The organism is Cytobacillus oceanisediminis 2691 (assembly GCF_000294775.2).
Lineage (GTDB): Bacteria > Bacillota > Bacilli > Bacillales > Cytobacillaceae > Cytobacillus > Cytobacillus pseudoceanisediminis.
On record NZ_CP015506.1, the window covers coordinates 2,395,587 to 2,417,114 of the forward strand.

At 39.5% G+C, this 21,528-nt stretch carries 25 protein-coding genes; 15 read left to right on the plus strand and 10 right to left on the minus strand.

Features of this window, described 5'->3' with window-relative positions:
- Positions 1–24: 24 nt before the first annotated feature.
- Entirely contained in the window at positions 25–1,260 is a 1,236-nt protein-coding gene (gene arcA / locus A361_RS12195) for an arginine deiminase (RefSeq protein WP_019380008.1), read from the minus strand.
- A 348-nt stretch (positions 1,261–1,608) separates the two neighbouring features.
- Between arcA and A361_RS12200 the strand changes: the two genes are divergently transcribed.
- Together A361_RS12200 and A361_RS12205 are read left to right on the plus strand one after the other, a co-directional pair.
- On the plus strand, positions 1,609–2,799 hold the full coding sequence (locus tag A361_RS12200; protein ID WP_019380007.1) for a glycine C-acetyltransferase: 1,191 nt from the start codon (positions 1,609–1,611) through the stop codon (positions 2,797–2,799).
- 54 nt (positions 2,800–2,853) lie between these two features.
- Entirely contained in the window at positions 2,854–3,798 is a 945-nt protein-coding gene (locus tag A361_RS12205; RefSeq protein ID WP_009334730.1) for an L-threonine 3-dehydrogenase, read from the plus strand.
- A 33-nt stretch (positions 3,799–3,831) separates the two neighbouring features.
- Here the strand turns inward: A361_RS12205 and A361_RS12210 are convergent, their stop codons facing one another.
- Complete coding sequence (locus A361_RS12210; protein ID WP_019380006.1) at positions 3,832–4,575, minus strand: arylamine N-acetyltransferase family protein; 744 nt, start codon at positions 4,573–4,575, stop codon at positions 3,832–3,834.
- A 131-nt stretch (positions 4,576–4,706) separates the two neighbouring features.
- On the opposite strand from A361_RS12210, the gene A361_RS29380 reads away from it, so the two are divergent.
- A complete protein-coding gene (locus A361_RS29380; RefSeq protein WP_341002335.1) occupies positions 4,707–4,940 on the plus strand; it encodes an Rdx family protein in 234 nt (77 codons plus the stop codon).
- 241 nt (positions 4,941–5,181) lie between these two features.
- On the opposite strand, the gene A361_RS12215 is transcribed toward A361_RS29380, so the two are convergent.
- Positions 5,182–5,583, minus strand: a complete 402-nt coding sequence (locus tag A361_RS12215) for an Hsp20/alpha crystallin family protein (RefSeq protein ID WP_009334727.1) — start codon at positions 5,581–5,583, stop codon at positions 5,182–5,184.
- A 93-nt stretch (positions 5,584–5,676) separates the two neighbouring features.
- On the opposite strand from A361_RS12215, the gene selA reads away from it, so the two are divergent.
- A complete protein-coding gene (gene selA / locus A361_RS12220; protein WP_019380005.1) occupies positions 5,677–7,080 on the plus strand; it encodes an L-seryl-tRNA(Sec) selenium transferase in 1,404 nt (467 codons plus the stop codon).
- Between the two features lie 46 nt (positions 7,081–7,126).
- Here selA and A361_RS12225 read toward each other — a convergent pair whose 3' ends face one another.
- On the minus strand, positions 7,127–7,273 hold the full coding sequence (locus tag A361_RS12225; protein ID WP_019380004.1) for a small acid-soluble spore protein P: 147 nt from the start codon (positions 7,271–7,273) through the stop codon (positions 7,127–7,129).
- A gap of 264 nt (positions 7,274–7,537) precedes the next feature.
- Between A361_RS12225 and A361_RS12230 the strand changes: the two genes are divergently transcribed.
- Positions 7,538–7,795: a hypothetical protein gene (locus A361_RS12230; protein WP_009334724.1), complete on the plus strand. Its 258-nt coding sequence runs from the start codon at positions 7,538–7,540 to the stop codon at positions 7,793–7,795.
- A gap of 157 nt (positions 7,796–7,952) precedes the next feature.
- Here A361_RS12230 and sspO read toward each other — a convergent pair whose 3' ends face one another.
- Positions 7,953–8,102 carry a small acid-soluble spore protein O gene (gene sspO / locus A361_RS12235; protein ID WP_009334723.1) on the minus strand — a complete coding sequence of 50 codons (150 nt, stop codon included), beginning with the start codon at positions 8,100–8,102 and terminating at the stop codon, positions 7,953–7,955.
- 353 nt (positions 8,103–8,455) lie between these two features.
- On the opposite strand from sspO, the gene acnA reads away from it, so the two are divergent.
- The 9 genes from acnA (at position 8,456) to A361_RS12280 (ending at position 16,454) form a co-directional block, all read left to right on the plus strand.
- Positions 8,456–11,164 (plus strand): aconitate hydratase AcnA, encoded by a 2,709-nt coding sequence (gene acnA / locus A361_RS12240; RefSeq protein WP_019380003.1) that lies wholly within the window; start codon positions 8,456–8,458, stop codon positions 11,162–11,164.
- A 100-nt stretch (positions 11,165–11,264) separates the two neighbouring features.
- Positions 11,265–11,681, plus strand: coding sequence for a hypothetical protein (locus A361_RS12245; RefSeq protein WP_019380002.1), 417 nt, complete (start codon positions 11,265–11,267; stop codon positions 11,679–11,681).
- Between the two features lie 55 nt (positions 11,682–11,736).
- Positions 11,737–12,258: a peroxiredoxin family protein gene (locus tag A361_RS12250; protein WP_009334720.1), complete on the plus strand. Its 522-nt coding sequence runs from the start codon at positions 11,737–11,739 to the stop codon at positions 12,256–12,258.
- Positions 12,259–12,491: 233 nt separating this feature from the next.
- Entirely contained in the window at positions 12,492–12,623 is a 132-nt protein-coding gene (locus A361_RS12255) for an FbpB family small basic protein (RefSeq protein WP_026041570.1), read from the plus strand.
- Between the two features lie 62 nt (positions 12,624–12,685).
- Positions 12,686–12,829 (plus strand): acid-soluble spore protein N, encoded by a 144-nt coding sequence (locus A361_RS12260; protein WP_009334718.1) that lies wholly within the window; start codon positions 12,686–12,688, stop codon positions 12,827–12,829.
- A gap of 153 nt (positions 12,830–12,982) precedes the next feature.
- Positions 12,983–13,225, plus strand: coding sequence for a small acid-soluble spore protein Tlp (tlp, locus tag A361_RS12265; protein WP_019380001.1), 243 nt, complete (start codon positions 12,983–12,985; stop codon positions 13,223–13,225).
- Between the two features lie 143 nt (positions 13,226–13,368).
- Positions 13,369–15,681, plus strand: coding sequence for an AAA family ATPase (locus tag A361_RS12270; protein WP_009334716.1), 2,313 nt, complete (start codon positions 13,369–13,371; stop codon positions 15,679–15,681).
- A gap of 2 nt (positions 15,682–15,683) precedes the next feature.
- A complete protein-coding gene (locus A361_RS12275) occupies positions 15,684–16,121 on the plus strand; it encodes an acyl-CoA thioesterase (protein WP_019380000.1) in 438 nt (145 codons plus the stop codon).
- 33 nt (positions 16,122–16,154) lie between these two features.
- On the plus strand, positions 16,155–16,454 hold the full coding sequence (locus tag A361_RS12280) for a hypothetical protein (protein ID WP_019379999.1): 300 nt from the start codon (positions 16,155–16,157) through the stop codon (positions 16,452–16,454).
- Positions 16,455–16,481: 27 nt separating this feature from the next.
- Here A361_RS12280 and A361_RS12285 read toward each other — a convergent pair whose 3' ends face one another.
- Complete coding sequence (locus A361_RS12285; protein WP_009334713.1) at positions 16,482–16,775, minus strand: HesB/YadR/YfhF family protein; 294 nt, start codon at positions 16,773–16,775, stop codon at positions 16,482–16,484.
- 98 nt (positions 16,776–16,873) lie between these two features.
- On the opposite strand from A361_RS12285, the gene A361_RS12290 reads away from it, so the two are divergent.
- Positions 16,874–17,134, plus strand: a complete 261-nt coding sequence (locus A361_RS12290) for a hypothetical protein (RefSeq protein ID WP_019379998.1) — start codon at positions 16,874–16,876, stop codon at positions 17,132–17,134.
- A gap of 95 nt (positions 17,135–17,229) precedes the next feature.
- Here the strand turns inward: A361_RS12290 and A361_RS12295 are convergent, their stop codons facing one another.
- From A361_RS12295 to plsY, 4 genes are all read right to left on the minus strand, one after another.
- Positions 17,230–18,042, minus strand: a complete 813-nt coding sequence (locus A361_RS12295) for a CPBP family intramembrane glutamic endopeptidase (RefSeq protein ID WP_019379997.1) — start codon at positions 18,040–18,042, stop codon at positions 17,230–17,232.
- 67 nt (positions 18,043–18,109) lie between these two features.
- Positions 18,110–19,267 carry a CapA family protein gene (locus A361_RS12300; RefSeq protein ID WP_019379996.1) on the minus strand — a complete coding sequence of 386 codons (1,158 nt, stop codon included), beginning with the start codon at positions 19,265–19,267 and terminating at the stop codon, positions 18,110–18,112.
- A 143-nt stretch (positions 19,268–19,410) separates the two neighbouring features.
- Entirely contained in the window at positions 19,411–20,487 is a 1,077-nt protein-coding gene (locus A361_RS12305; RefSeq protein WP_019379995.1) for a sensor histidine kinase, read from the minus strand.
- 272 nt (positions 20,488–20,759) lie between these two features.
- On the minus strand, positions 20,760–21,344 hold the full coding sequence (gene plsY, locus A361_RS12310; RefSeq protein ID WP_009334708.1) for a glycerol-3-phosphate 1-O-acyltransferase PlsY: 585 nt from the start codon (positions 21,342–21,344) through the stop codon (positions 20,760–20,762).
- Positions 21,345–21,528: the final 184 nt, after the last annotated feature.

Sequence of the window (21,528 nt, forward strand, 5' to 3'; positions counted from 1 at the left end):
CGGTATAAGGAACCGCCCGATTTACTAGCTAATATTTTCTCTTATTATCGGCATGCTCATGCATCTTGGGCCACCCCGTCCTCTTGAGAGTTCTGAGCTGAGAATTTCAATGACCTCAACCCCATTTTGACGGAGGATGTCGTTTGAGACATAATTCCGGTCATAAGTTACAACTACACCGGGAGCGATGGCGAGTGTATTGGATCCATCATTCCATTGTTCGCGTGCCGATGCAATCGGGCAGCCTCCTCCACAAGGGATTAACACTATTTCATCAAGATGAAGAACTTCTTTTAATGTTACCTTCAAAGAGTTTTTCTCTGTAATTTTAAGAAGATCTGAATTCTCCTCCTGTTCCAGTATGTAAATCTTCATACTGCCATCTCTATCTTCAATAGCAGGATGGTAGGTGAATTTATCGTGGTCAATCATTGTAAATACAGTATCCAGGTGCATGAATGCACGGATTTTGGGGATTTCAACTGCCACAACTTTTTTAATGGATTTCTGGCGGGTGAATAGTTCCCTTGCAAGTTTTTCTATCCCTTGTGCAGAAGTTCTTGCGCTGACGCCAATGGCGACTACTTCATCGCTCAATATCAGTTCATCTCCACCTTCTAGTGAGTAAAGATCATCACGTTTAAAGTAAGCAGGAATTTCATGTTTATTAAAACGGGGATGATGATTCATGATGTAGTCCATAAAAATGGACTCCCGTCTCCTTGCGGGTTCATGCATTCGATTAATGGTAATGCCTTCACCTATTACCGCAGCAGGATCCCGGGTAAAATAAAGGTTGGGCATTGGGTCCAGATAAAAAGGATAATGATCAGGCATCAGTTCATGAAGATGAATTTTCTTATCCTGATCAATATCCGATTTTACGACACCTGACATCACTTTCTTTACCAGCTCATCAGGCGGAAGAGATAAGAGATAATCTTTTACAGTTTCGTAGGAACCATTTATATTCGATTGACTTTCCCATAAGACCTTTTCAATAAAAGACATTCTTGTCTCGTCTAGCTGTATGGCTTCTGTCATCAATTTATCGAGATATAAGACCTCAATTCCCCGATTGCTTAGTATATTGGCGAAATAATCATGTTCTTTTTGAATGGCAGGCAAAAAGGGGATGTCATCGAATAAAAGTCTTTTCAAATATTGAGGTGTGAGATTTTCAATTTCCTTACCCGGCCTATGCAGAAGGACCGTCTTTAATTCTCCAATTTCCGAAGTTACATTTAACGGATGTTTCATTATTAATGCCTCCAAAGGCTAAATGCCTGACCTATTGTTCTATGTTTGATTGGTTCCCTGTGTATTCATAGAGTAAACAGATCAATTTTGCGCATATTTATTCAATACAGCAAAAATGTGCCGGGTAAATTTTTTCAAATTAAAAGGGCAAACTACATATCAGGCATTCTTAATGAAACTCAAAGAAAATCTGTCCTTCATAAGTGTACAAATTGAAAAAATGTGTTAAAGTATAAATTGAAAAACCTTTACATAGCTTTATTTGCTTAACGAAATAATGTCCGTGCTGAAAATACAGTTGTGTATGAGTTGGCGACATTCAATAAAAATGAACTGGGGGATACTGAGATGACCAGCAAAATTTTAGATTCTTTTTTACAGGAAAACCTGGAGGATTTAAAGGATAGAGGACTTTACAACGTAATCGACCCTCTTGAAAGCCCAAATGGCCCTATAATCAAAATCAATGGAAGAGAACTAATCAATCTTTCATCCAATAACTATTTAGGTTTGGCAACTGATGAAAGACTTAAAAAATCTGCCATCGAAGCAATTGAGAAATATGGGGTTGGAGCAGGTGCTGTCCGTACTATAAATGGAACGCTTGAACTTCACACAAAACTTGAAGAAAAGCTTGCTGAGTTCAAACAAACAGAAGCAGCCATCGCATACCAATCTGGTTTTAATTGTAACATGGCGGCTATTTCAGCTGTTATGGATAAAAATGATGCTATTCTGTCTGATGAATTAAACCATGCGTCCATTATTGATGGATGCCGTCTATCGAAAGCTAAGATTATTCGAGTAAATCATTCTGATATGGAAGATTTACGGGCAAAAGCGAAGGAAGCAAAAGAATCTGGACAGTACAACAAAATCATGATCATTACTGACGGCGTTTTCTCAATGGATGGGGACATCGCAAAGCTTCCTGAGATCGTGGAGATCGCCGAAGAATTTGATCTGATCACTTATGTGGATGATGCGCACGGTTCAGGAGTACTTGGAGAAGGAGCAGGGACTGTAAAGCACTTCGGCCTTTCCGATAAAATCGATTTCCAGATCGGAACACTTTCTAAGGCAATAGGTGTTGTTGGTGGATATGTGGCCGGCAAAAAGGATTTGATTGATTGGCTGAAAGTCCGCAGCAGACCATTCCTATTCTCAACATCTTTAACACCTGCTGATGTAGCAGCAAGCACGAAAGCCATTGAGCTGCTTATGGAAAGCACAGAGCTGAATGAAAAGTTATGGGAAAATGCCAATTACCTTAAGGATGGTCTGGAAAAATTAGGATTTGATATTGGCGACAGTGAAACACCAATCACTCCTTGTATTGTTGGAGATGAAGTAAAAACACAGGAATTCAGCAAAAAACTCAATGAAGAAGGCGTTTATGCGAAATCAATCGTCTTCCCGACTGTCCCAAGGGGAACGGGACGTGTCAGAAATATGCCTTCTGCAGCACATACGAAAGAAATGCTGGATCAGGCTATTGCAATTTATGAAAAAGTCGGCAAAGAAATGGGAATTATTTAAGTTTGACTATAAAGCAAAATCTATAAGGCAAAGAGGAAATGTTGGAGGAATAAAATGAAACGAATTATGATTACTGGAGCTTTAGGTCAGATTGGCTCTGAACTAACCTTGAAATTAAGAGAAATCTATGGAACAGACAATGTTATTGCAACAGACATCAGAAAAAATGAGTCTGAAGCTGCCCAATCAGGACCGTTTGAAATGGTTGATGTTACTGATGCAAAATCAATGCTGGATACGGCTAAAAAATATAATGTGGATACAGTTATCCATATGGCAGCCCTGTTATCAGCAACAGCTGAAGCCAACCCAGTATTTGCATGGAATTTAAATATGGGGGGTCTTATGAATGCACTTGAAACGGCTAGAGAGTGCAGCGCACAATTCTTTACGCCGAGCTCCATTGGCGCTTTTGGTCCTTCTACGCCAAAAGACAACACACCGCAGGATACTATTCACCGCCCAACTACTATGTATGGCGTGAACAAGGTTGCGGGCGAATTACTGTCTGATTACTACTATTACAAGTTTGGTGTTGATACTAGAGGCCTGCGATTCCCTGGTTTAATCTCTTATGTTACTCCTCCAGGGGGCGGAACGACTGATTACGCTGTTGAGATCTACTATGAAGCGATTAAAAATGGCCGCTATACTTCTTATATCGACCAGGGCACATATATGGATATGATGTATATGCCGGATGCATTAAATGCTATCGTTGATTTAATGGAAGCCGATGCAGATAAACTCAGTCACCGCAACTCCTTCAATGTAACTGCAATGAGTTTTGAACCTGAACAGATTGCTGCAGAGATCAGAAAGCATATTCCTGGGTTTGAAATTTCCTATGAAGTTGATCCTGTGCGCCAGGCGATTGCCGACAGCTGGCCAAATTCGATTGATGCAAGTGCAGCAAAAGAAGAGTGGGGATTTAAAGCAGACTTCGATTTAGCCAAGATGACTGCTGATATGCTTGATAAACTAAGAACAAAATTATGATAAAGCAAAAGGGACGCCGTATGGCTGTCCCTTTTATAGTTTTATATTGAATTGCTTGCGGAGGAATTCCCTTTTTTCCTCCTCGGTTAGTTCATATTTTTCTTTTGTGCCCGCTTCAGACTTAGTGACAGTCAATCCTGAGAGTGTAACACGGCCATTCTTTGTCGCAATAGTGGCCAGGTCGCCATGTGTAAAATGGGATTCAGGAGAAGTCTGATTGAAAAAACATGCATCATGAAAGTCATTCAGCTGCCTTGGCTTATCAGAAAAACGGTAAAGAATTCTCCATTTACCATCCTCAAGTCTTTGAAGATCATAAATTCCTTCACCGGACTCTCTTATCCGGTAAGTTCCGCTTACATCTGTTTTTTCCTCACCCGTTAAAGGTAAAGGCTGCCTGACGGAATCACCAAATCCTACGTCCACCAAATAAGGAATTTGGTTTAATAAAACCAGTATGGCTGCATGGGAATCTTCTCTGACCCATCCATCCGGCTTTTTGACGGTGCAGGAAATCAAGTGGGATTGAAATCCCAGTTCTGACAGCAGATGTTGAAATAGACCGTTTAATTCATAACAAAAGCCTCCCCGGCTTCTTTCAAGAATTTTTTCAAAAAACGCATCTGTGTCAAGCATAATAGGAATTTTTCTTGTTACATCCAAGTTTTCAAAAGGAATTTTGTGCATATGGCTGCTCTGAAGTTCTTTCAGATATTCAAGATCAAGATTACGTTCAGCCGATACTGCAATGCGTTTTAAGTATTTCTCTGCATCCATAAGATCACTCCATAAATTTTTTCTTTTTTAGCGATTAAGAAGGAAAAACAAATCAATTTGCAGTAATGAAATAGTTATACTAAAATGTCATTATATTTACATTTTAGCAAATTACACACGGGGGTTTAAATATGGCATATGAAGTAACTGTTGAATTTTGCATGATGTGAAACTACGCACCAAAAGCCGCGAGTTTCGCGGAAGAACTTTTTACACATTTTCGCTCTGATATTTCAAAAATGGAACTGGTTCCAAGTAAAGGCGGAGCTTTTGAAGTGACAGTAAATGGAGAAAAGCTTTATTCTAAGCTCGATACTGGCATTTTTCCTAAAACCAAAGAAATTATTGATAAGATGCAGGGATAACCTGCCAAACCTTCTCCCCAGGGAGGAGGTTTTTTACTGATCCATAACATTTTATCGCAGTCTAACGGGCAGTAAGACTCCCACTTCAAGACTCAGAGGAATCAATGGAGAATAAGTGGGGGTCAAACTGCCCGTAAAGGCCCGATTGGTTCAACTAACAATCAGTGGGGGATAAAACCCCACTGATTGAAGTTTCACTATATGTAAACAAAGGGCAGAAAGGCTACCTCTATCTCAGTTTTCAATTGATGCTGATATCTCTATCGCATCCTGGCCCAGCTTCCTTTTTATTTATAAAAATCTCTAATATCTCATTGGAAAAATTTGCACTTACCCTGTTTTTAATAACTGAAAAAGGCAGCTTAACTTTCCGCATACATGGCTGGCCGCAGCGAATCGGGTCAGTTTCATCTATTTTAACCGCTTTAATGATCACCGTGTTTTCCTTTAAGGAAACGGTTACATCTTTTGAAACGCATCCTGTTAAGAGCGCCTCAACAATAATTTCCGCTTCCGTATCATATAAGTCGATGCGAAAAGTAATTTGATCCAAATACGATGACAGCGGGTCCAGATAATAATCCTCCATCCATTTTTCCAATTCATCCAAATTAAATGGATGGAAATCTTCCTTTTTGTTCAATTTCAAAACCCCCTTGTTTCAATCTATAGTATTCATTTCATGCAAAATAGTGAAAAATGATATAATAATCAGGCAAGTGCTGGAGGGATCTTAATGAAAAGTACAGTCAGAAATATTTTACCGGTTCATGAACTGCAAAAAGACCGGCGTTTTACCCATTTAATGAAACAGTATGGACTTGACTTTATACATACAACAAATATTTTAAAAGAGGTAATTTCTGAAATCAGGAATAACATTCTTGACGGGAATTGGACGGGCGAGGAGCCTGGTACGGAAAAATTTACGGAAGATATATTTAAAAAAGCAGAAGAGGTAATCAATGTTCGGTATGGATACACTCTTAAAAGGGTTATCAATGCCACTGGCACTATTCTTCACACTAATCTTGGCCGAGCGCGTTTAAGCAAATCAGCAGCTGAACATATGCTTGAAATTGCCATGAACTATTCCAATTTGGAATATAACCTGGGCGAAGGAGCCCGGGGATCCAGGCATAGTCACCTGGAAAGCCTGGTCAAAGAGCTGACAGGAGCAGAAGCAGCGATGGCAGTTAACAATAATGCTGCTGCCGTTTATATCATCCTAAAAGCTCTTGCGGAAGAAAAAGAAGTAATAGTTTCCCGCGGTCAGCTTGTTGAAATCGGAGGCTCCTTCAGGGTATCAAGCATAATGGAAGAGAGCGGTGCAAAGCTTGTTGAAGTGGGAACAACGAATAAAACCCACTTAGAAGATTATAAACAAGTGATCAATGAAGATACAGCCATGATTATGAAGGTACATACGAGCAATTTTAAAATAATAGGTTTTACCAAAGAAGTTGGAACTGACGAACTAGCCCAGCTATCTAAAGAAAAAAATATCATATTCTATGAAGATTTGGGCAGCGGTGCACTATTTGAATTTAAAAGCAAAGGAATCGGTAATGAGCCAACCGTAAGTGATGTGATAAAAATGGGGGCAGATATCGTTTCTTTTAGCGGGGACAAGCTTTTAGGCGGCCCGCAGGCAGGCATTATTGCCGGGAGAAAGGACTTAATCGAAAAACTGAAGAAACACCAGCTTGCCCGGGTACTTCGAGTTGATAAAATGACAATTGCAGCGCTCGAAGGCACGCTTATTGATTACTTAAAAGGGGAAGAGGGGCTGAAAAATATTCCGGTAGTCCATGATGTAATGACGACAAGTGAGGAACTCGAAACGAGAACTGCACAATTTCTTCACAGATTACAAGCAGCTGCGAATGATTATGAATGCTCTATGAGAAAAAGCACAGGGCAAGTTGGGGGAGGAACAATGCCTGATGTTGAACTGCCTTCCTGGGTTGCCGTTTTAAAGCACTGGCGTTACTCACCGGAACATATTGGCCGACAGTTAAGAATTAATTGTACTCCTTCCATAATAGTGAGGATACATAAAGAAGAAGTACTGATTGACCTGCGGGCAGTAACTGTAAATGAAGAGGACATCATTATAAAAGCATTAACTGCTATTTAATTCTTGCAGCTGCCTGATTTTAAGGCAGCTGCTTTTTGATTAAACTTTACATATCATGGTGGGAATTATGTTTTTGTCTGGTATGGTTCCGGTTTTTCACTTTTTTTGAGCCGCTTAAAGGTTCAGGCTGTCCATCGTTATTATGCCCTTTGGGTGCATTTTTTCGCATGTCTTTGCTGTTGTTTTTATTCATTTTTTGATGCCCTCCTCATAATATAGGATGCTGACTTCCGCTCCAGGCAGCGTCCATACTGTGCTGCCGTCTTAAGGCTCTGGGTAACCAAGATAGAAGGTGAAACTCATCTTCCTCTCATGTGTTAGTGTGGCTCTTTTCCATGGAAAATTGCCTTGCAAATTGTGGCTGAAATTCAAGATTTCCACCTGAGTGATTTGGCGGAATATTTTATGGTTCTATTGCGCAATTTAATGGTACAAATTTTATTAGGAGTGAAAAAGCATGCCATATCATAAAGATAAACAGCAGGCATTTCAGGCAGCGCAGCAGGGAATGGAAGATGCACAGGAGCTTTATGCTGAAATTGTAAAAGATTCTGCCAGTTACGGCCATCAGCTTAAACATCTTAAGCAGGAGGTAAATGAAGCGTACGCTCAAATTGAAAATGCACTTGAGGTTGCATCCGATCATCAGCGGGCACAATTGGAGAGATTCCAGCAGGACTTGCGATCCATGGTTGATGATGTGAACCAATACTAGAATGTTATGAATTGAAGGGAATAAAATTTTTTCCTAAAAACCCGGCTGCGACCAGCCGGGTAATTTAATTTAAAATCAGATACAACATTTTGGTCTCGCAAAGAGCCTGCCTTCTCGAGGTGTCCTGAGTTGGGCAAGGCGTTTCCGCTTTCCTTATTTACTGATTCTTCTTCCTCTTTTTATTATTTTGCTTTTGCGCTTCTGTTAGGGGTTCATTGGCAAATTCCTCATTGTATCCGGTGCCCATGCCCTGCCCTTTTGCATCATTCATACCCTCTATAATATGATTAGCCTTTCTTTTAGCCATAGCGAATCACCTCCGTATTATTATTTTTCCGTGAATGATGTCAATTTATGTTGTTTTTTAGACAAGAGATTTCTCTTTTTCGTTTTATCAGTATAATAACCAAGCTAGAACGGGTTTTATCCTCTAATTGAAAAACGCTATCAATTAGGGCGTTTAAAAGGCTAATTGTAGTAAATAAGAATTTGTGATAAGAAAAACTTATCAAAAACAATAACTTTCTTGTTATTTACTTATATAACAGGTTGTATTAATATAGGAATTGTGAGAAAAGTAAGGATGGATGAAAATTCAAACTTTTCGACAATTACCTAACACTTGGTATATGATGTTTATTGAAAGAGGGGGTAATACATTTGGCAAAGAATGATGTGTTCAATTCCCGCAAATCCTTTGATCTGGACGGGAAGCGCTATCATTACTATCATTTAGGCGCTCTGGAAGAAGCTGGAGTAGGTAATGTTTCCAAATTGCCTTATTCTATTAAGGTATTATTGGAATCAGTACTTCGTCAATATGACGGCCGTGTAATTACAAAAGAGCATGTTGAAAACCTTGCAAAATGGGGAACTTCTGAAGTAAAAGAAGTAGATGTTCCTTTCAAACCATCACGTGTAATTCTGCAGGACTTCACTGGAGTTCCGGCAGTAGTTGACCTGGCTTCATTGCGTAAGGCAATGGCTGACATGGGTGGGGACCCTGACAAAATCAATCCTGAGAAGCCGGTTGATCTAGTTATCGACCACTCTGTACAGGTAGATAAGTATGGTACACCTGATTCTCTTGAAGCCAACATGGAGCTTGAATTCGAGCGCAATGCTGAGCGCTACCAGTTCTTGAGCTGGGCACAAAAAGCATTTGACAACTATCGTGCAGTTCCGCCTGCAACAGGTATTGTTCACCAGGTAAACCTTGAGTTCCTTGCGAATGTTGTTCATGCTCTTGAAACAACGGAAGGTGATTTTGAAACTTTCCCTGACACTCTTGTAGGTACTGACTCCCATACAACCATGATCAACGGTATCGGCGTTCTTGGATGGGGTGTAGGAGGTATTGAAGCTGAAGCAGGTATGCTGGGACAGCCTTCATATTTCCCTGTTCCTGAAGTTGTAGGGGTTAAGCTTACTGGCGAGCTTCCTAACGGAACAACTGCTACTGACCTTGCATTAAAGGTAACCCAGGTACTGCGCAGCCAGGGAGTGGTTGGCAAGTTTGTAGAATTCTTCGGTCCTGGTGTTACACAGCTTCCATTGGCTGACCGTGCTACAATTGCTAACATGGCACCAGAATACGGAGCTACTTGCGGATTCTTCCCTGTTGATGCGGAAGCTCTGGATTACATGCGCCTGACTGGACGTCCAGAAGAGCAAATCAAAATTGTGGAAAAATACTGCAAAGAAAATGGAATGTTCTTTGATCCATCTCTAGAGCCAGTATATACGAATGTAGTTGAAATCAATCTTGCCGAAATCGAAGCGAACCTTTCAGGTCCTAAGCGTCCACAGGACTTAATTCCGCTTTCAGCTATGAAAAAGGAATTCAATGAGGCTATCACAGCTCCTCAAGGCAACCAGGGATTCGGTTTGGATAAGAAAGAAATCGACAAAGAAATCACTGTTGAGTTTGCAAATGGCGATTCAACCAAGATGAAAACGGGTGCTGTTGCCATTGCTGCAATCACTAGCTGTACAAATACTTCAAACCCTTATGTTTTAGTTGGTGCAGGTTTAGTGGCGAAAAAGGCAGTTGAACTTGGAATGGAAGTTCCTAAGTTCGTAAAAACTTCCTTGGCTCCTGGATCTAAGGTTGTTACTGGATACCTGCGTGATTCAGGACTTCTTCCATACATGGAACAGCTTGGATTCAACCTTGTAGGGTATGGCTGTACAACATGTATCGGTAACTCAGGCCCATTAAGAGAAGAAATCGAAAAGGCTGTAGCTGAAAGCGATCTTCTTGTAACATCTGTTCTTTCCGGTAACCGTAACTTTGAAGGGCGTATCCATCCGCTTGTAAAAGCTAACTACCTGGCTTCTCCGCCATTAGTAGTCGCTTATGCACTAGCTGGAACAGTCGATATCGATCTTCAAAACGAGCCAATCGGAAAAGACAAGAATGGCAACGATGTCTTCTTTAACGACATTTGGCCATCTACTGCTGAAGTTAATGAAGTGGTTAAACAGACTGTTACACCTGAATTGTTCCGTAAAGAATATGCGCATGTATTTGATGACAATGCCCGCTGGAACCAAATCCAGACAAGCAATGAGCCGTTATATTCATTTGATGATAATTCAACATATATCCAGAATCCTCCGTTCTTTGAAGGCTTAACTCCTAATGCTGATGAAGTTAAACCTTTATCAGGATTGCGTGTTGTTGGCAAGTTCGGTGATTCTGTCACAACTGACCATATTTCTCCGGCAGGTGCGATCGGCAAGGATACACCAGCAGGAAAATACCTTCGCGAGAACGGTGTTGAACCACGCGACTTTAACTCTTATGGATCCCGCCGCGGTAACCATGAAGTTATGATGCGCGGTACATTTGCAAACATCCGTATCCGCAACCAGATCGCACCAGGTACAGAAGGCGGCTTCACAACATACTGGCCAACTGGCGAAGTAACTTCCATCTATGATGCATGCATGAAATACAAGGAAGATGGAACTGGCTTAGTAGTTCTTGCCGGCAAAGACTATGGAATGGGATCTTCCCGTGACTGGGCTGCAAAAGGTACGAACTTGCTTGGAATTAAAACAGTTATTGCTGAAAGCTATGAGCGTATCCACCGCTCCAACCTTGTTCTAATGGGTGTTCTGCCGCTTCAGTTCAAGGCAGGCGAAAGTGCAGAAACTCTTGGCTTGTCAGGTAAAGAAACGATCGATGTTCAAATCGACGAAAATGTTAGACCGCGTGAATTTGTTAAGGTTACAGCTACAGATGAAAACGGCAATCAGACTACTTTTGAAGCTCTTGTTCGTTTCGACTCTGAAGTTGAAATTGATTACTACCGTCACGGCGGAATCCTGCAAATGGTTCTTCGTGATAAATTGGCAAATTAATTTAAAAAACCGCTATGTGCTCGTTCACATAGCGGTTTTTTATTTACAAAATATACGGGCTTAGGTATCTTAAATGTATATTAACTTTGGGGGGCTGACATTGGATGCTTTTTTGATTGGACCTTTAATAGTAAAGTATGAATGGGTTTTAGTCCTGCTATCAGGTATCGTTGCTTATTTTACTATTGCAAATGTATTAAGAGACCAAAAGGAATATAAAAAAATCTTTCTGAATGTCATGCTCAATTCAATGCTCTTTGGCTTTTTCACTTATAAGTTTAGTTCAATTCTCTTTCAAACCGAAAATATTCTAAGCAGCCCTATAGGGATTTTATATTTCTCAGGTGGAAGGAAAGGAGCCATTTTAGGGACTTTATTGGCACTTATCTATATAGTAATGGAAATTAAGAAATACAAATATCCGTTCAAAAAATGGATGTATGGAATTGTTTACGGATCTGTCACATTTATGCTGTCTTATTGGCTGTTCAGAACCTTATTAATTTTGCTTTTCTAGGTTAAAATACAATCAAGGAAGCAAAAAGGTTTTAATAGCCGGGAGGGAAAACAGCATGTTCAAAAAATTATTTGCAGCAGCTGTGTTATTAATAATTACTACTGCAATATTTGTAGTGCAGGCAGTTGAAAAAGATGAAGTCGAGAGTCATCCCGTTAATCAGACTGGTTTAGGAATTGGCTTGAAAGCCCCAGATTTTGAATTGAAAAACCTTCAGGGGGAAACAGTAAAGCTCTCAGATTATAAAGGAAAGAAAGTTATGCTTAACTTTTGGGCAACATGGTGTCCTCCATGTAAAGCTGAAATGCCTGACATCCAAAAATTCTATACTCAAAAGGGAAATCAAGTTGCTATCTTAGCAGTGAACATTGATCCACAATCTGATGTTGCCGGTTTTGCGGAAGAAATGCACGTGAATTTTCCCATACTGCTTGATGTAGATGAAAAAGTATCTAATGCCTATCAGATAATGACGATTCCTACCACTTTTTTTATTGATGAAGAAGGAATTATCCGGAATAAATACTTAAGTGCAATGTCCCTGGAGATTATGAATCAGTATATAGATGAAATGTAAAAACATCTGCAAAGAGCAGATGTTTTTTATGTATAGGTTTACACCGCTATAAAAAAGGAAATGAAATTAGAAGAGTGATTTTTATGAATATTTTACCAATAAAAGCGAACCTTATGTACTTTTTTCACGTATTGTGGATATATGCGGATTAAATTTTCGAAAAGTTGTAATAATTTAAAGAGTTTCTGGAGATAATGACTGTTACAATGGTATTAAAGGAAGGTGAAAGATTTATGAGAAAGCCTAGAAAACGCTCCTTTGCTGAATTAGTTTCAGAAAATAAACGCCAGCTTCTTAAAGACCAAGATGCAATGGAAAAAATCGAAGAACGCCTCGAGCTTAAACGTCTTAATAAGGCCGAATAGAATTACTTGCCATTCATGAAACTCTCTGCATTTGACCATACTTAAAATGAGGAGGGATATCAATGAGTAATCAAAAAAGACACCCTAATCATTTTGCTCCGAACCATATTGGTACACAATCACGCGGATTTGGCGGCAACAAAGGCAAAAAAATGCAGGACAAATCCGGACAGCATGCACAAGTAATTCAAACTAAAGGCGAATAATTGTAATTAACCTGCCGTTTCATTTTCGGCAGGTTTTTTGTTTCAAAAGTCAGGCATACCACAGGCAAGCTGCCCACACATTACCGCCAATATTTTTCTTGTTCTTTCACAAACTAATTTTGTACCATCACCTAATAAAGGGAGGAACAAACCATGGCACATAACAGACCAAATCCAGATGACCGCAGCGATAACGTTGAAAAGCTTCAATCCATGATCGTTCATACTATCGAGAATATGGACGAAGCTGAAGAATCAATGAAGTATGCAAATGCAGAAGATCTTGAAAGGATTGAAGCAAAAAATGAACGCCGCAGGGAAAGCCTTGCTTCATTCCGTTCAGAAATAAAGGACGAATATCAGGCACAGCAGAACGGCAATAACGTTGAACAATAAGTATTAGCATCCTATAAAGACCTGATCCAGTGTGATTAGGTCTTTTTCTGCTGGAAGGTCATGATAAGAAGCTCATCCTTATAGATAATTACAGAAATATGGTAAGATAAGTTGTGGAAACTAAGAAGAAGAAGTGATAATCGATGACACAGCAGAAAAGACAGGCAAAACCGGCAGAGGGTCAGGCATATCATTGGAAAAATGAGCTTGATCAATACGGATACATACAAAATGAAGCAGAATTGCTTAATGTTATTAAAAACATCAATGAAAAGGCAGATCCCGGACTGCTTTCGGAATTACTGACCATTGCCGCTATTTCACGGTTAAGCAGGTATACAGATGATACTCTTGCCAGTGCATGGCTGCAAAAAGCTGTTGAACTGGACAATGGCAATAGTATGGCGGCTGCCCAATTGGGAAAATCGGAATGGAAAAATAAAAGCAATCTTCTTGAAACCCTGACTTTCCCGCCGATTCGGGAGACCGATAACAGGGCAGCAAAAAAGAAGACAGCTGAGCAATTTATAGAAATTTGCAGAAGCTTTATCAACAAATCAGATGATGAGTTAGAAGATCTGCAGAAAAAGCAGCATGCCTATGAGGATGTGGAATACCGGAAGCTGACTGAAATACTTGAAAAAGCTATTGAAGAAACAGCTTTTCTTTTAAAAGCATCTGAAGAATATGAGCAATCTATATCCGGTGTTTTTCATACTTCAACCTACTACACCGATATGAAAAAGCACTTGAATGCCATTAACAGACTTAAAGGTGAATGGAAAGAGATATTTGATGCGGAGGAAGAAGAATCTGATTTATCAAAAGATCCCTTGGATGAACTTAATGAAATGGTTGGCCTGCACTCGGTCAAAAGCAGAGTTCATGACTTTTACCGTTTTTTAAAATATCAAAACGAACGTAAGTCACTTGGTTTTCAAACGAAAGATGAACTTAGCCTCAATATGATACTAACTGGCAATCCAGGTACAGGCAAAACAACTATTGCCCGGCTTTTAGCAAAGATTTATCATAGCCTGGGTGTATTGCCGCGGGAAGAAGTGATTGAAGCAGATCGGTCACAGCTGGTTGGCGGATTTGTCGGGCAAACAGAGGAAAATGTCAGGGCGGCAGTTGAAAAGGCAATCGGTGGGGTGCTGTTCATTGATGAGGCGTACAGCTTAAAGCGTGAGGGACAGACAGGCAGCGATTATGGACAAACAGCCATTGATACTCTTGTATCGCTGATGACCGGGACTGAATATGGGGGGAAGTTTGCGGTTATCATGGCCGGTTATCCAGAAGAGATGAGACAATTTCTGGACAGCAATCCTGGCCTTCGGAGCCGTTTTCCAGAGTCAAATTTTATTGCACTGCCTGATTATTCTAATGTGGAGCTTCTCCAGATTGCTGAAAAGCTGTCTGCGGATAATGATTATGTCCTTACGGAAGGAGCAAAGCAGGAACTGGGCAAACGAATTGAAAAAGAGCGGGTTGATGATACGTTCGGAAATGCCAGGACCGTCAGAAACATTGTTCTTGATGCCATTTTTAGAAAAGGCTCCCAAGCTAAAATGAACGAAAACATCATGTCATATACACTCCTGGAAAAAGAAGATTTTGAAAGTGAAGAAGAAGAAAAGGTAATGAATCCTCAAGAGCAGCTTGCCCAGTTAATCGGACTTGAAACAGTCAAAACAGAAGTTCAAAACTTAGTGTCATTTGTTAAGATGCAGCAGCTGCGCCGTGAAAGAGGGCTACCTGTAGTCCCTATCCAGCTGCATTCAGTATTTACCGGTAATCCGGGGACAGGGAAAACGACTGTAGCCAAGATTTATGCAGAATTGCTGGAGGAATGCGGATTTCTTAAACGAGGACATTTGATGGTTGCGAGCCGTGCGGATTTTGTAGCTGGCTATGTAGGCCAAACCGCCATCAAAACAAAGAAAAAGATAAGAGAGGCATTAGGTGGCGTCCTATTCATCGATGAGGCCTATTCACTTCTTTCCCAGACATCAGGAGATTTCGGAAAAGAAGTCATCGATACATTAGTGGATGAAATGACAAAACATAACGAAAATCTTGTCGTTGTTTTAGCAGGCTATCCAAATGAAATGGAGAAGCTATTGTCAAGCAATCCCGGGTTAAAGTCCCGATTTAAAAAGTTCTTTCATTTTAAGGATTATTCAACGGCAGAGCTCTTGGAAATAATCATTTCGTATGCTGGACAATATGAATATACGCCTACGGAAGAAGCGAGGGACTACCTTAACCGCACTTTATCAAAGATCGAAATAAATGGGAACGGACGTTTTGCCGCCAACCTTGCGGATGAGGCGATTCAGGCACAGGCAATGAGAATTGTATCAGCAATTGATGAGGATATTGAGCAGGTTAGCATTTTGGAAAAAGAAGATTTCGAAATCGCTTTAAATAAGATAAGCAAAGGGGAATAGGTATGCTCATTTCAACAAAAGAAATAGAAGTAAGGTATGCAGAAACAGATCAAATGGGAGTCGTGTATCACGCCAATTATCTGGTTTGGATGGAGCTTGGCCGGACACAGATCATAAAAGACCTTGGATTCAGTTATGCTGAAATGGAGAAGGATGGCATCATTTCGCCTGTTCTGGATATCCTGGCTTCCTACAAGAAACCATTGCGCTACGGTAAAACCGCGACGATAAAAACGTGGATTGAAGAGTATGACGGGTTCCGCGTCAGCTATGGATATGAAATATACAATGATGAAGGAGACCTTGCAGTAACAGGCTTGTCCAAGCATGTTTGCGTCAAAAAGGATAATTTCCGGCCGATATCAATTAAAAAGAAATATCCTGATTGGCATGAAGCATATGAAGAAGCTAAAAAGCAGCCTGAGAGTGCTGTCAAATAATTTTGCCTGCTGCTTAAAGGATGGAGAAAATATATGGCATTCGGTCTTCGCAGAAAAGATCTTCAGGAATGGAAGATGAAAATTGATCATGGAGAAATTGCTTTTTTAACCCATTATTGGATAGATGATCGTTTCCCAGGCTGTAAAACGGTCACAAAGGTCGGATGTTCGGATCTGAAGAAATTGATAGAATGGGGAGAAACACATGGCCTAAAGCCTGAGTGGATTGATTATCGGAATGATGGGTACTCGCACTATGATTTGATTGGTGCCAGGCAGAAAGAAATCCTTGAAAAGGAAAAGCTTTGGGAGCAGCTGGAAAGGCTGAAATGAAAAAGAAGCAGGCCGGATCTGCTTCTTTTACCCATTGTTATATTTGAATTCAGGTTCCTGTGCTTTCTCATTAAATGTCACCAATAAATCATGATTATCAAAGTACCATAAGTCCTTTTCTTCAATAAAATAAGTAATTCCGTTTTTTTCAGTCTGGACTCCTGCGTTATGTGGGTGTTCATTAGAGACTCCTAATGAAAATCCCTGCTGGACAGTACTGCACCCGCCATATCTTGCAAAAAAGCGGACGAAGTCACCCTTATTCAAGAGCATTTCCTCCTGATACCATTGGGCAGCCTGATCTTCAATATGTATGTTCATTTGAAATTCCTCCTCCTGGGTGATAGTCATATTATAGGCTAGTTTTTCTTTATGCGCGAATATAATGTTTTCATAAAATGAATTGATGGGGTGATTAGATGAATTCATTTCGTTTTTTTAATATCTTAGGTGCCGCTCTGTTTACAGGCATAGCCCTCCAGGTGTTCATTCAAACGGATGGTACTAAAAAATTAACTGAATCAGGGATTTTTTTAACTGTATCAGCTCTATTGTATTTTGCCCTTACATTTATCTTTCATAAAAGCAAAAATCTTTTCGTCCCCCTGATGGCAGTTTTGGTTCTGCTATCTGTTGGCATGGTTTTTCTTCAGGAGCTGGTATTTGGAGGAGGACATTAATAATTTGGCAAAGTAGGATGTGTATCCAGCTATGCTTATTAAGCTACTTTAATCCTATACATAAAAAGGACTTGCTGCTGTCAGAAGTCCTGCTTTTAACCTGGAAAAGGGATGAATCCGCTTAGAATCATAAATACATTCATGGCAATATGCCATATGACAGCCGGAAAAATGCTTCGGGATTTTACTGTAATGGCGGCATAAAAAACTCCGCCAAAAGCAAACAGCAGACATGAGATAAAAGAGTAGCCTAGCATTATATGGGAAAAACCGAACGCCAGCCCAGAAAAAAGGACAGCTGTCTTTTCTCCTGAAATCTCCGACATTCTGGATAAGATGATTCCTCTCCATAAGAGCTCTTCCATCATTCCATTAATGATGGAGAAGCCAATCAGGAATATGATAAAGTCCCTGGTTAAGGAGTTTTCAGCTAAAAAAATTGAATACGCAAATGAAGCAAAATTAATCATGATAGCAACCACAAGAAAATGTTTTATTTTTAATGAATGGAAGCCGCTCCATATGAATGGAAAAAATATCTGGGAATTCCAATCCGGCTTCCGCCAAAAAGGAATGGCAGTTTTGTTAAATTTTTTTGAGATATAAACAAGAAGAAGGATAGGGATCAACAGTAGAATCCGATTGAAAATCATTAAAATGGAGTGTTGAAAAGACAGTGCATCTAGCATTTTATCGCCGTAAAGAAACAGTAGACTGCCTGTTAAATACCCTGCAATGATCCAGGGAAAAACACGTTCCTGCTCTGAAGTCAATAGTAAAAAAATGATAAGCCCAAAACAAAGTATGAAAGCGAAAGCAAAAAGTTTGTATTGAAAAAGCAATATTGCAGCTGTGAATATACATAATTGCAAATAAGGAAAAGACTTATTAACATAAGCGGTTTTCATGATCAGACCTCCTTTGCCTACAAAATATTTTACCATTTTTTACACAAAAAAAGCGCCAAAAAGCGCTTTATTGAACATGATCGAGCATATGTGCCATAATTTCGCTGTATTTCGACTCTGCATTGGGAAGGCCATAGCCGCCAGCATCCTTCAATGGTACTACCCGATATTTTGGCTGTTTATTACTTACGTATGTTGGGATGAACCGCGGATTGGAAAGTTCAATATCGACCCCGTTTTGATCAATATATTTCGTAATCTCCACAGTTGCAATACCGCCTATGTCCTTGTAATCATTAATCTGGCCGGATAAAAAATTGCCTAGAGAGTATACAACAAGAGATTTCCGTCCGTCTTTCCTGTCAATCCATTCCATTGGCTGCAGTACATGTGGATGGTGTCCGAAAATAATATCCACACCATCATTTGCGAGGACCTCTGCCAGTTCCTTTTGTTCCTCTGTGGGCTGAAGCTGGTATTCATTTCCCCAATGCATACTCATAACAACTACGTCAGCTTCATCTTTTGCCCGGTTAATTTCCTCTTTCATTGCTGTTCTATCAATGAGGTTAACGAGATAATCTTTTCCTGCCGGAACGGGAATTCCGTTTGTACCATATGTGTAAGAAAGATAAGCAACTTTAATTCCGTTTTTGTTTATTACCTTCAAGGTTTGCTGTTCGCTGGGTGTTCTGTTTGTTCCCACATGCGGCAATCCTATCTGATCCAAATAATCCAGGGATGTTTTCAATCCTTTTTCTCCCTTATCGAGTGAATGGTTATTGGCAGTTGAAACTATGTCAACACCAGCCTCAATGAGGGCGTCTCCCACTTCCTGAGGGCTGTTGAACATGGGGTAACTGGAAATTCCTATTTCCGGACCTCCCAAAATAGTTTCTTGATTGGCAAGCAGGATGTCGGGCGTTTTTAATAGCGTTTTTGCATGCTCAAACATTGGTTTGAAATCATAGCCTGTTTTTGTTTTTGCAACATTATATACCCTGTCATGAATAAGGATGTCGCCAATTGCTCCCAATGTCGCCTTCTCTATAAGCATTTTATTAACCGCGGTGGTTTCTCTGTTTTCCATATGAAATTGAGCAGGTTTTGCTTCAGCTGCCTCCGCTTTATTCTCTGTGTGCAATTGATAGATGAATAAAGCCGAACAAATAATTAACATTGTACAGATGACTGTGGATAGTAAGAAGGCATTACTGAACTTCATAAAAATTATCCCCTTAATATAGAGTATAAAGATATATTAATAGTCTAATTTTAATATGAAATTTTTCAATTTTCATCATATTTCTGCATTTTTTCAATTTTACATGGCATAATTTGATTTATTTTGAAATCGGTTTAATAAATTCAGTTACTAATTAACGGAAGTTCAATTTCGAAAATAGTGCCCTGTGACATTTTCGAATAAACATTTATCTTGCCATCATGCTCTTCAATTATTTTTTGGCATATGGATAGACCGATGCCGGTTCCTTTTTCTTTTGTTGTATAGAATGGGACGAACAATTTGCTTATTGTTTTTTCTGACATTCCCAATCCATTATCTTGGATGGTGATGGATACTTTTTGGTTAAGGGCTTTTGCTTTAAGATCTATTTTTCCTTCTGGAGCAGGAATGCTTTCACATGCTTCCATTGCATTTCTAATAATATTGATGAGGACCTGCTTTATCTGCTTCACATCACCATAGAAAATGGGATTATTAGGGCAAAGGCATACAGAAAGGTTAATATTTCTAATATGCGCCTCGCTTTCAAAGAATATTTTCATTTCCTTAACTAATCTGTTGACTTCTATTTCCGTTCTTTTGTTTTGAGGAGGTTTTGATGCATTTAAGAATTCATATATTATATCATTTGCCCGATTAATTTCTTCAATTGCAATCTCAGCGTACTGTTCTTTTCCGATTTCTAATAAATAAGGCTTCAAAAGCTGTAAAAATCCTTTTACAGTTGTTAGGGGATTCCGGATCTCATGTGCAATCCCCGCTAACTGTCCAGCATCAGCTGAATAGTCAGATATCAAAACAGTTTCTTTATTCTCTTTCACTGCTTTATTTAAGTGTTTCTTTTTTTCTTTTAATTGGTAATTAACGCGGTGCAGCCTTTTTTGCATGTGCTCCGCCATCTTTCTTAATTCCTCATCTTCTGAAGAGAGGGTAAAACAAAAAAGATGATAGTGCGCAGCATCACTTTTTTCTAGATGAATTCTATATGGAAGAATGCTATTACCTATTTTAAGTTTAAAAATGCCAGATTCATTTTTCTTTAATAGATTGTTGAATCTGCTAATATCTTCTGTTGCCAAAAATTCAGTAAACACTCCTTCAGCACTTATTAATGATGAAGTGAGTATTCTTAGGTTATGATCAATGAAAAAGTACGGGAAGGAAACATTTTCCAGTTGGCCTTGAGTTTTATCCATTTAATTCTTCATCCTAACTTTAACGTTTTTGGCTGAAATTTTAGCCTAAACTAATGTATGGCGAAAGATATCAATTTATGTTTCTTTATGTATAAAAATTGTTATATAGGCTTTATAGTATATGTTTCTAGGCCTTTGTAATCAGTATAATATTCCTTTAACACTTTATTCAAATAAACTAGACTGAAATATCAGAAAATAATTTAAGAATTAGAAAATTAGACAAAAAAATACAGCAGATCTAGTCTGCTGCATTGCAGGCTGGCTGGTTTTCAGCCAAGCCATTTTATTTTGGGCTCGGTTTTGTCCCTGATTCGTTTAATATTTTCCCTATGTCTGTAAATAACAAAGATGCCAAGTATAGATACTACTATAATTAGTGGAATGTCCCATATAATTAGTGCGTAAATGATGGATGCCAGTGCTGCCAGAATAGAGGACAAGGACACGTACTTGGTTATGTAAAGGCTTAGAAAGAAAACACCCAATATGATAAGAAACATTAAGGGAACATAGGCTAACAGCACTCCCCCCGATGTAGCGACTGCTTTACCACCGCGAAAGCCGGCAAACAGCGGATACATGTGCCCAATAACTGCAAAAACTCCTGCAGCAAGATGATGCATGTCCGATCCAAAGAAAAAGGGCAGGGATGCAGCAAGGGTGCCTTTTAAGATATCTGCTATGGTCACAATCATGCCGGCCTTAACACCAAGGGTCCGGAAAGTATTAGTTCCGCCTAAATTTCCGCTGCCATGCTCACGGATATCCACTCCATAAAAAAGTTTTCCTACTATTAAACCAGAAGGAATGGAGCCCAGTAAGTAAGCTAAAATAATGATAATTCCATAAATCATAAAAACTCTCCTTCATACTTTCTATGTTAGTATATTGTACCATGTGAGCAAACCTGCATACCATGTGCAAATAAAAAGTTGTCCAATTTATTTCAGGGAGGTTTTTCAAACTCTCTGGCTTGTGTTTGACATGATTAACAGCGGGTATTAGTAGACTGTCACAGCAATCAAATCTATATAAAGG

Excerpts from the sequence above, each read along its gene's own strand:
- arcA (WP_019380008.1), bottom strand. The coding sequence starts at position 1,260 with ATGAAACATCCGTTAAATGTAACTTCGGAAATTGGAGAATTAAAGACG.
- A361_RS12200 (WP_019380007.1), top strand. The coding sequence starts at position 1,609 with ATGACCAGCAAAATTTTAGATTCTTTTTTACAGGAAAACCTGGAGGAT.
- A361_RS12205 (WP_009334730.1), top strand. The coding sequence starts at position 2,854 with ATGAAACGAATTATGATTACTGGAGCTTTAGGTCAGATTGGCTCTGAA.
- A361_RS12210 (WP_019380006.1), bottom strand. The coding sequence starts at position 4,575 with ATGGATGCAGAGAAATACTTAAAACGCATTGCAGTATCGGCTGAACGT.
- selA (WP_019380005.1), top strand. The coding sequence starts at position 5,677 with ATGAAAAGTACAGTCAGAAATATTTTACCGGTTCATGAACTGCAAAAA.
- A361_RS12225 (WP_019380004.1), bottom strand. The coding sequence starts at position 7,273 with ATGAATAAAAACAACAGCAAAGACATGCGAAAAAATGCACCCAAAGGG.
- A361_RS12230 (WP_009334724.1), top strand. The coding sequence starts at position 7,538 with ATGCCATATCATAAAGATAAACAGCAGGCATTTCAGGCAGCGCAGCAG.
- sspO (WP_009334723.1), bottom strand. The coding sequence starts at position 8,102 with ATGGCTAAAAGAAAGGCTAATCATATTATAGAGGGTATGAATGATGCA.
- A361_RS12250 (WP_009334720.1), top strand. The coding sequence starts at position 11,737 with ATGTTCAAAAAATTATTTGCAGCAGCTGTGTTATTAATAATTACTACT.
- A361_RS12255 (WP_026041570.1), top strand. The coding sequence starts at position 12,492 with ATGAGAAAGCCTAGAAAACGCTCCTTTGCTGAATTAGTTTCAGAAAAT.
- A361_RS12260 (WP_009334718.1), top strand. The coding sequence starts at position 12,686 with ATGAGTAATCAAAAAAGACACCCTAATCATTTTGCTCCGAACCATATT.
- tlp (WP_019380001.1), top strand. The coding sequence starts at position 12,983 with ATGGCACATAACAGACCAAATCCAGATGACCGCAGCGATAACGTTGAA.
- A361_RS12270 (WP_009334716.1), top strand. The coding sequence starts at position 13,369 with ATGACACAGCAGAAAAGACAGGCAAAACCGGCAGAGGGTCAGGCATAT.
- A361_RS12275 (WP_019380000.1), top strand. The coding sequence starts at position 15,684 with ATGCTCATTTCAACAAAAGAAATAGAAGTAAGGTATGCAGAAACAGAT.
- A361_RS12280 (WP_019379999.1), top strand. The coding sequence starts at position 16,155 with ATGGCATTCGGTCTTCGCAGAAAAGATCTTCAGGAATGGAAGATGAAA.
- A361_RS12285 (WP_009334713.1), bottom strand. The coding sequence starts at position 16,775 with ATGAACATACATATTGAAGATCAGGCTGCCCAATGGTATCAGGAGGAA.
- A361_RS12290 (WP_019379998.1), top strand. The coding sequence starts at position 16,874 with ATGAATTCATTTCGTTTTTTTAATATCTTAGGTGCCGCTCTGTTTACA.
- A361_RS12295 (WP_019379997.1), bottom strand. The coding sequence starts at position 18,042 with ATGAAAACCGCTTATGTTAATAAGTCTTTTCCTTATTTGCAATTATGT.
- A361_RS12300 (WP_019379996.1), bottom strand. The coding sequence starts at position 19,267 with ATGAAGTTCAGTAATGCCTTCTTACTATCCACAGTCATCTGTACAATG.
- A361_RS12305 (WP_019379995.1), bottom strand. The coding sequence starts at position 20,487 with ATGGATAAAACTCAAGGCCAACTGGAAAATGTTTCCTTCCCGTACTTT.
- plsY (WP_009334708.1), bottom strand. The coding sequence starts at position 21,344 with ATGATTTATGGAATTATCATTATTTTAGCTTACTTACTGGGCTCCATT.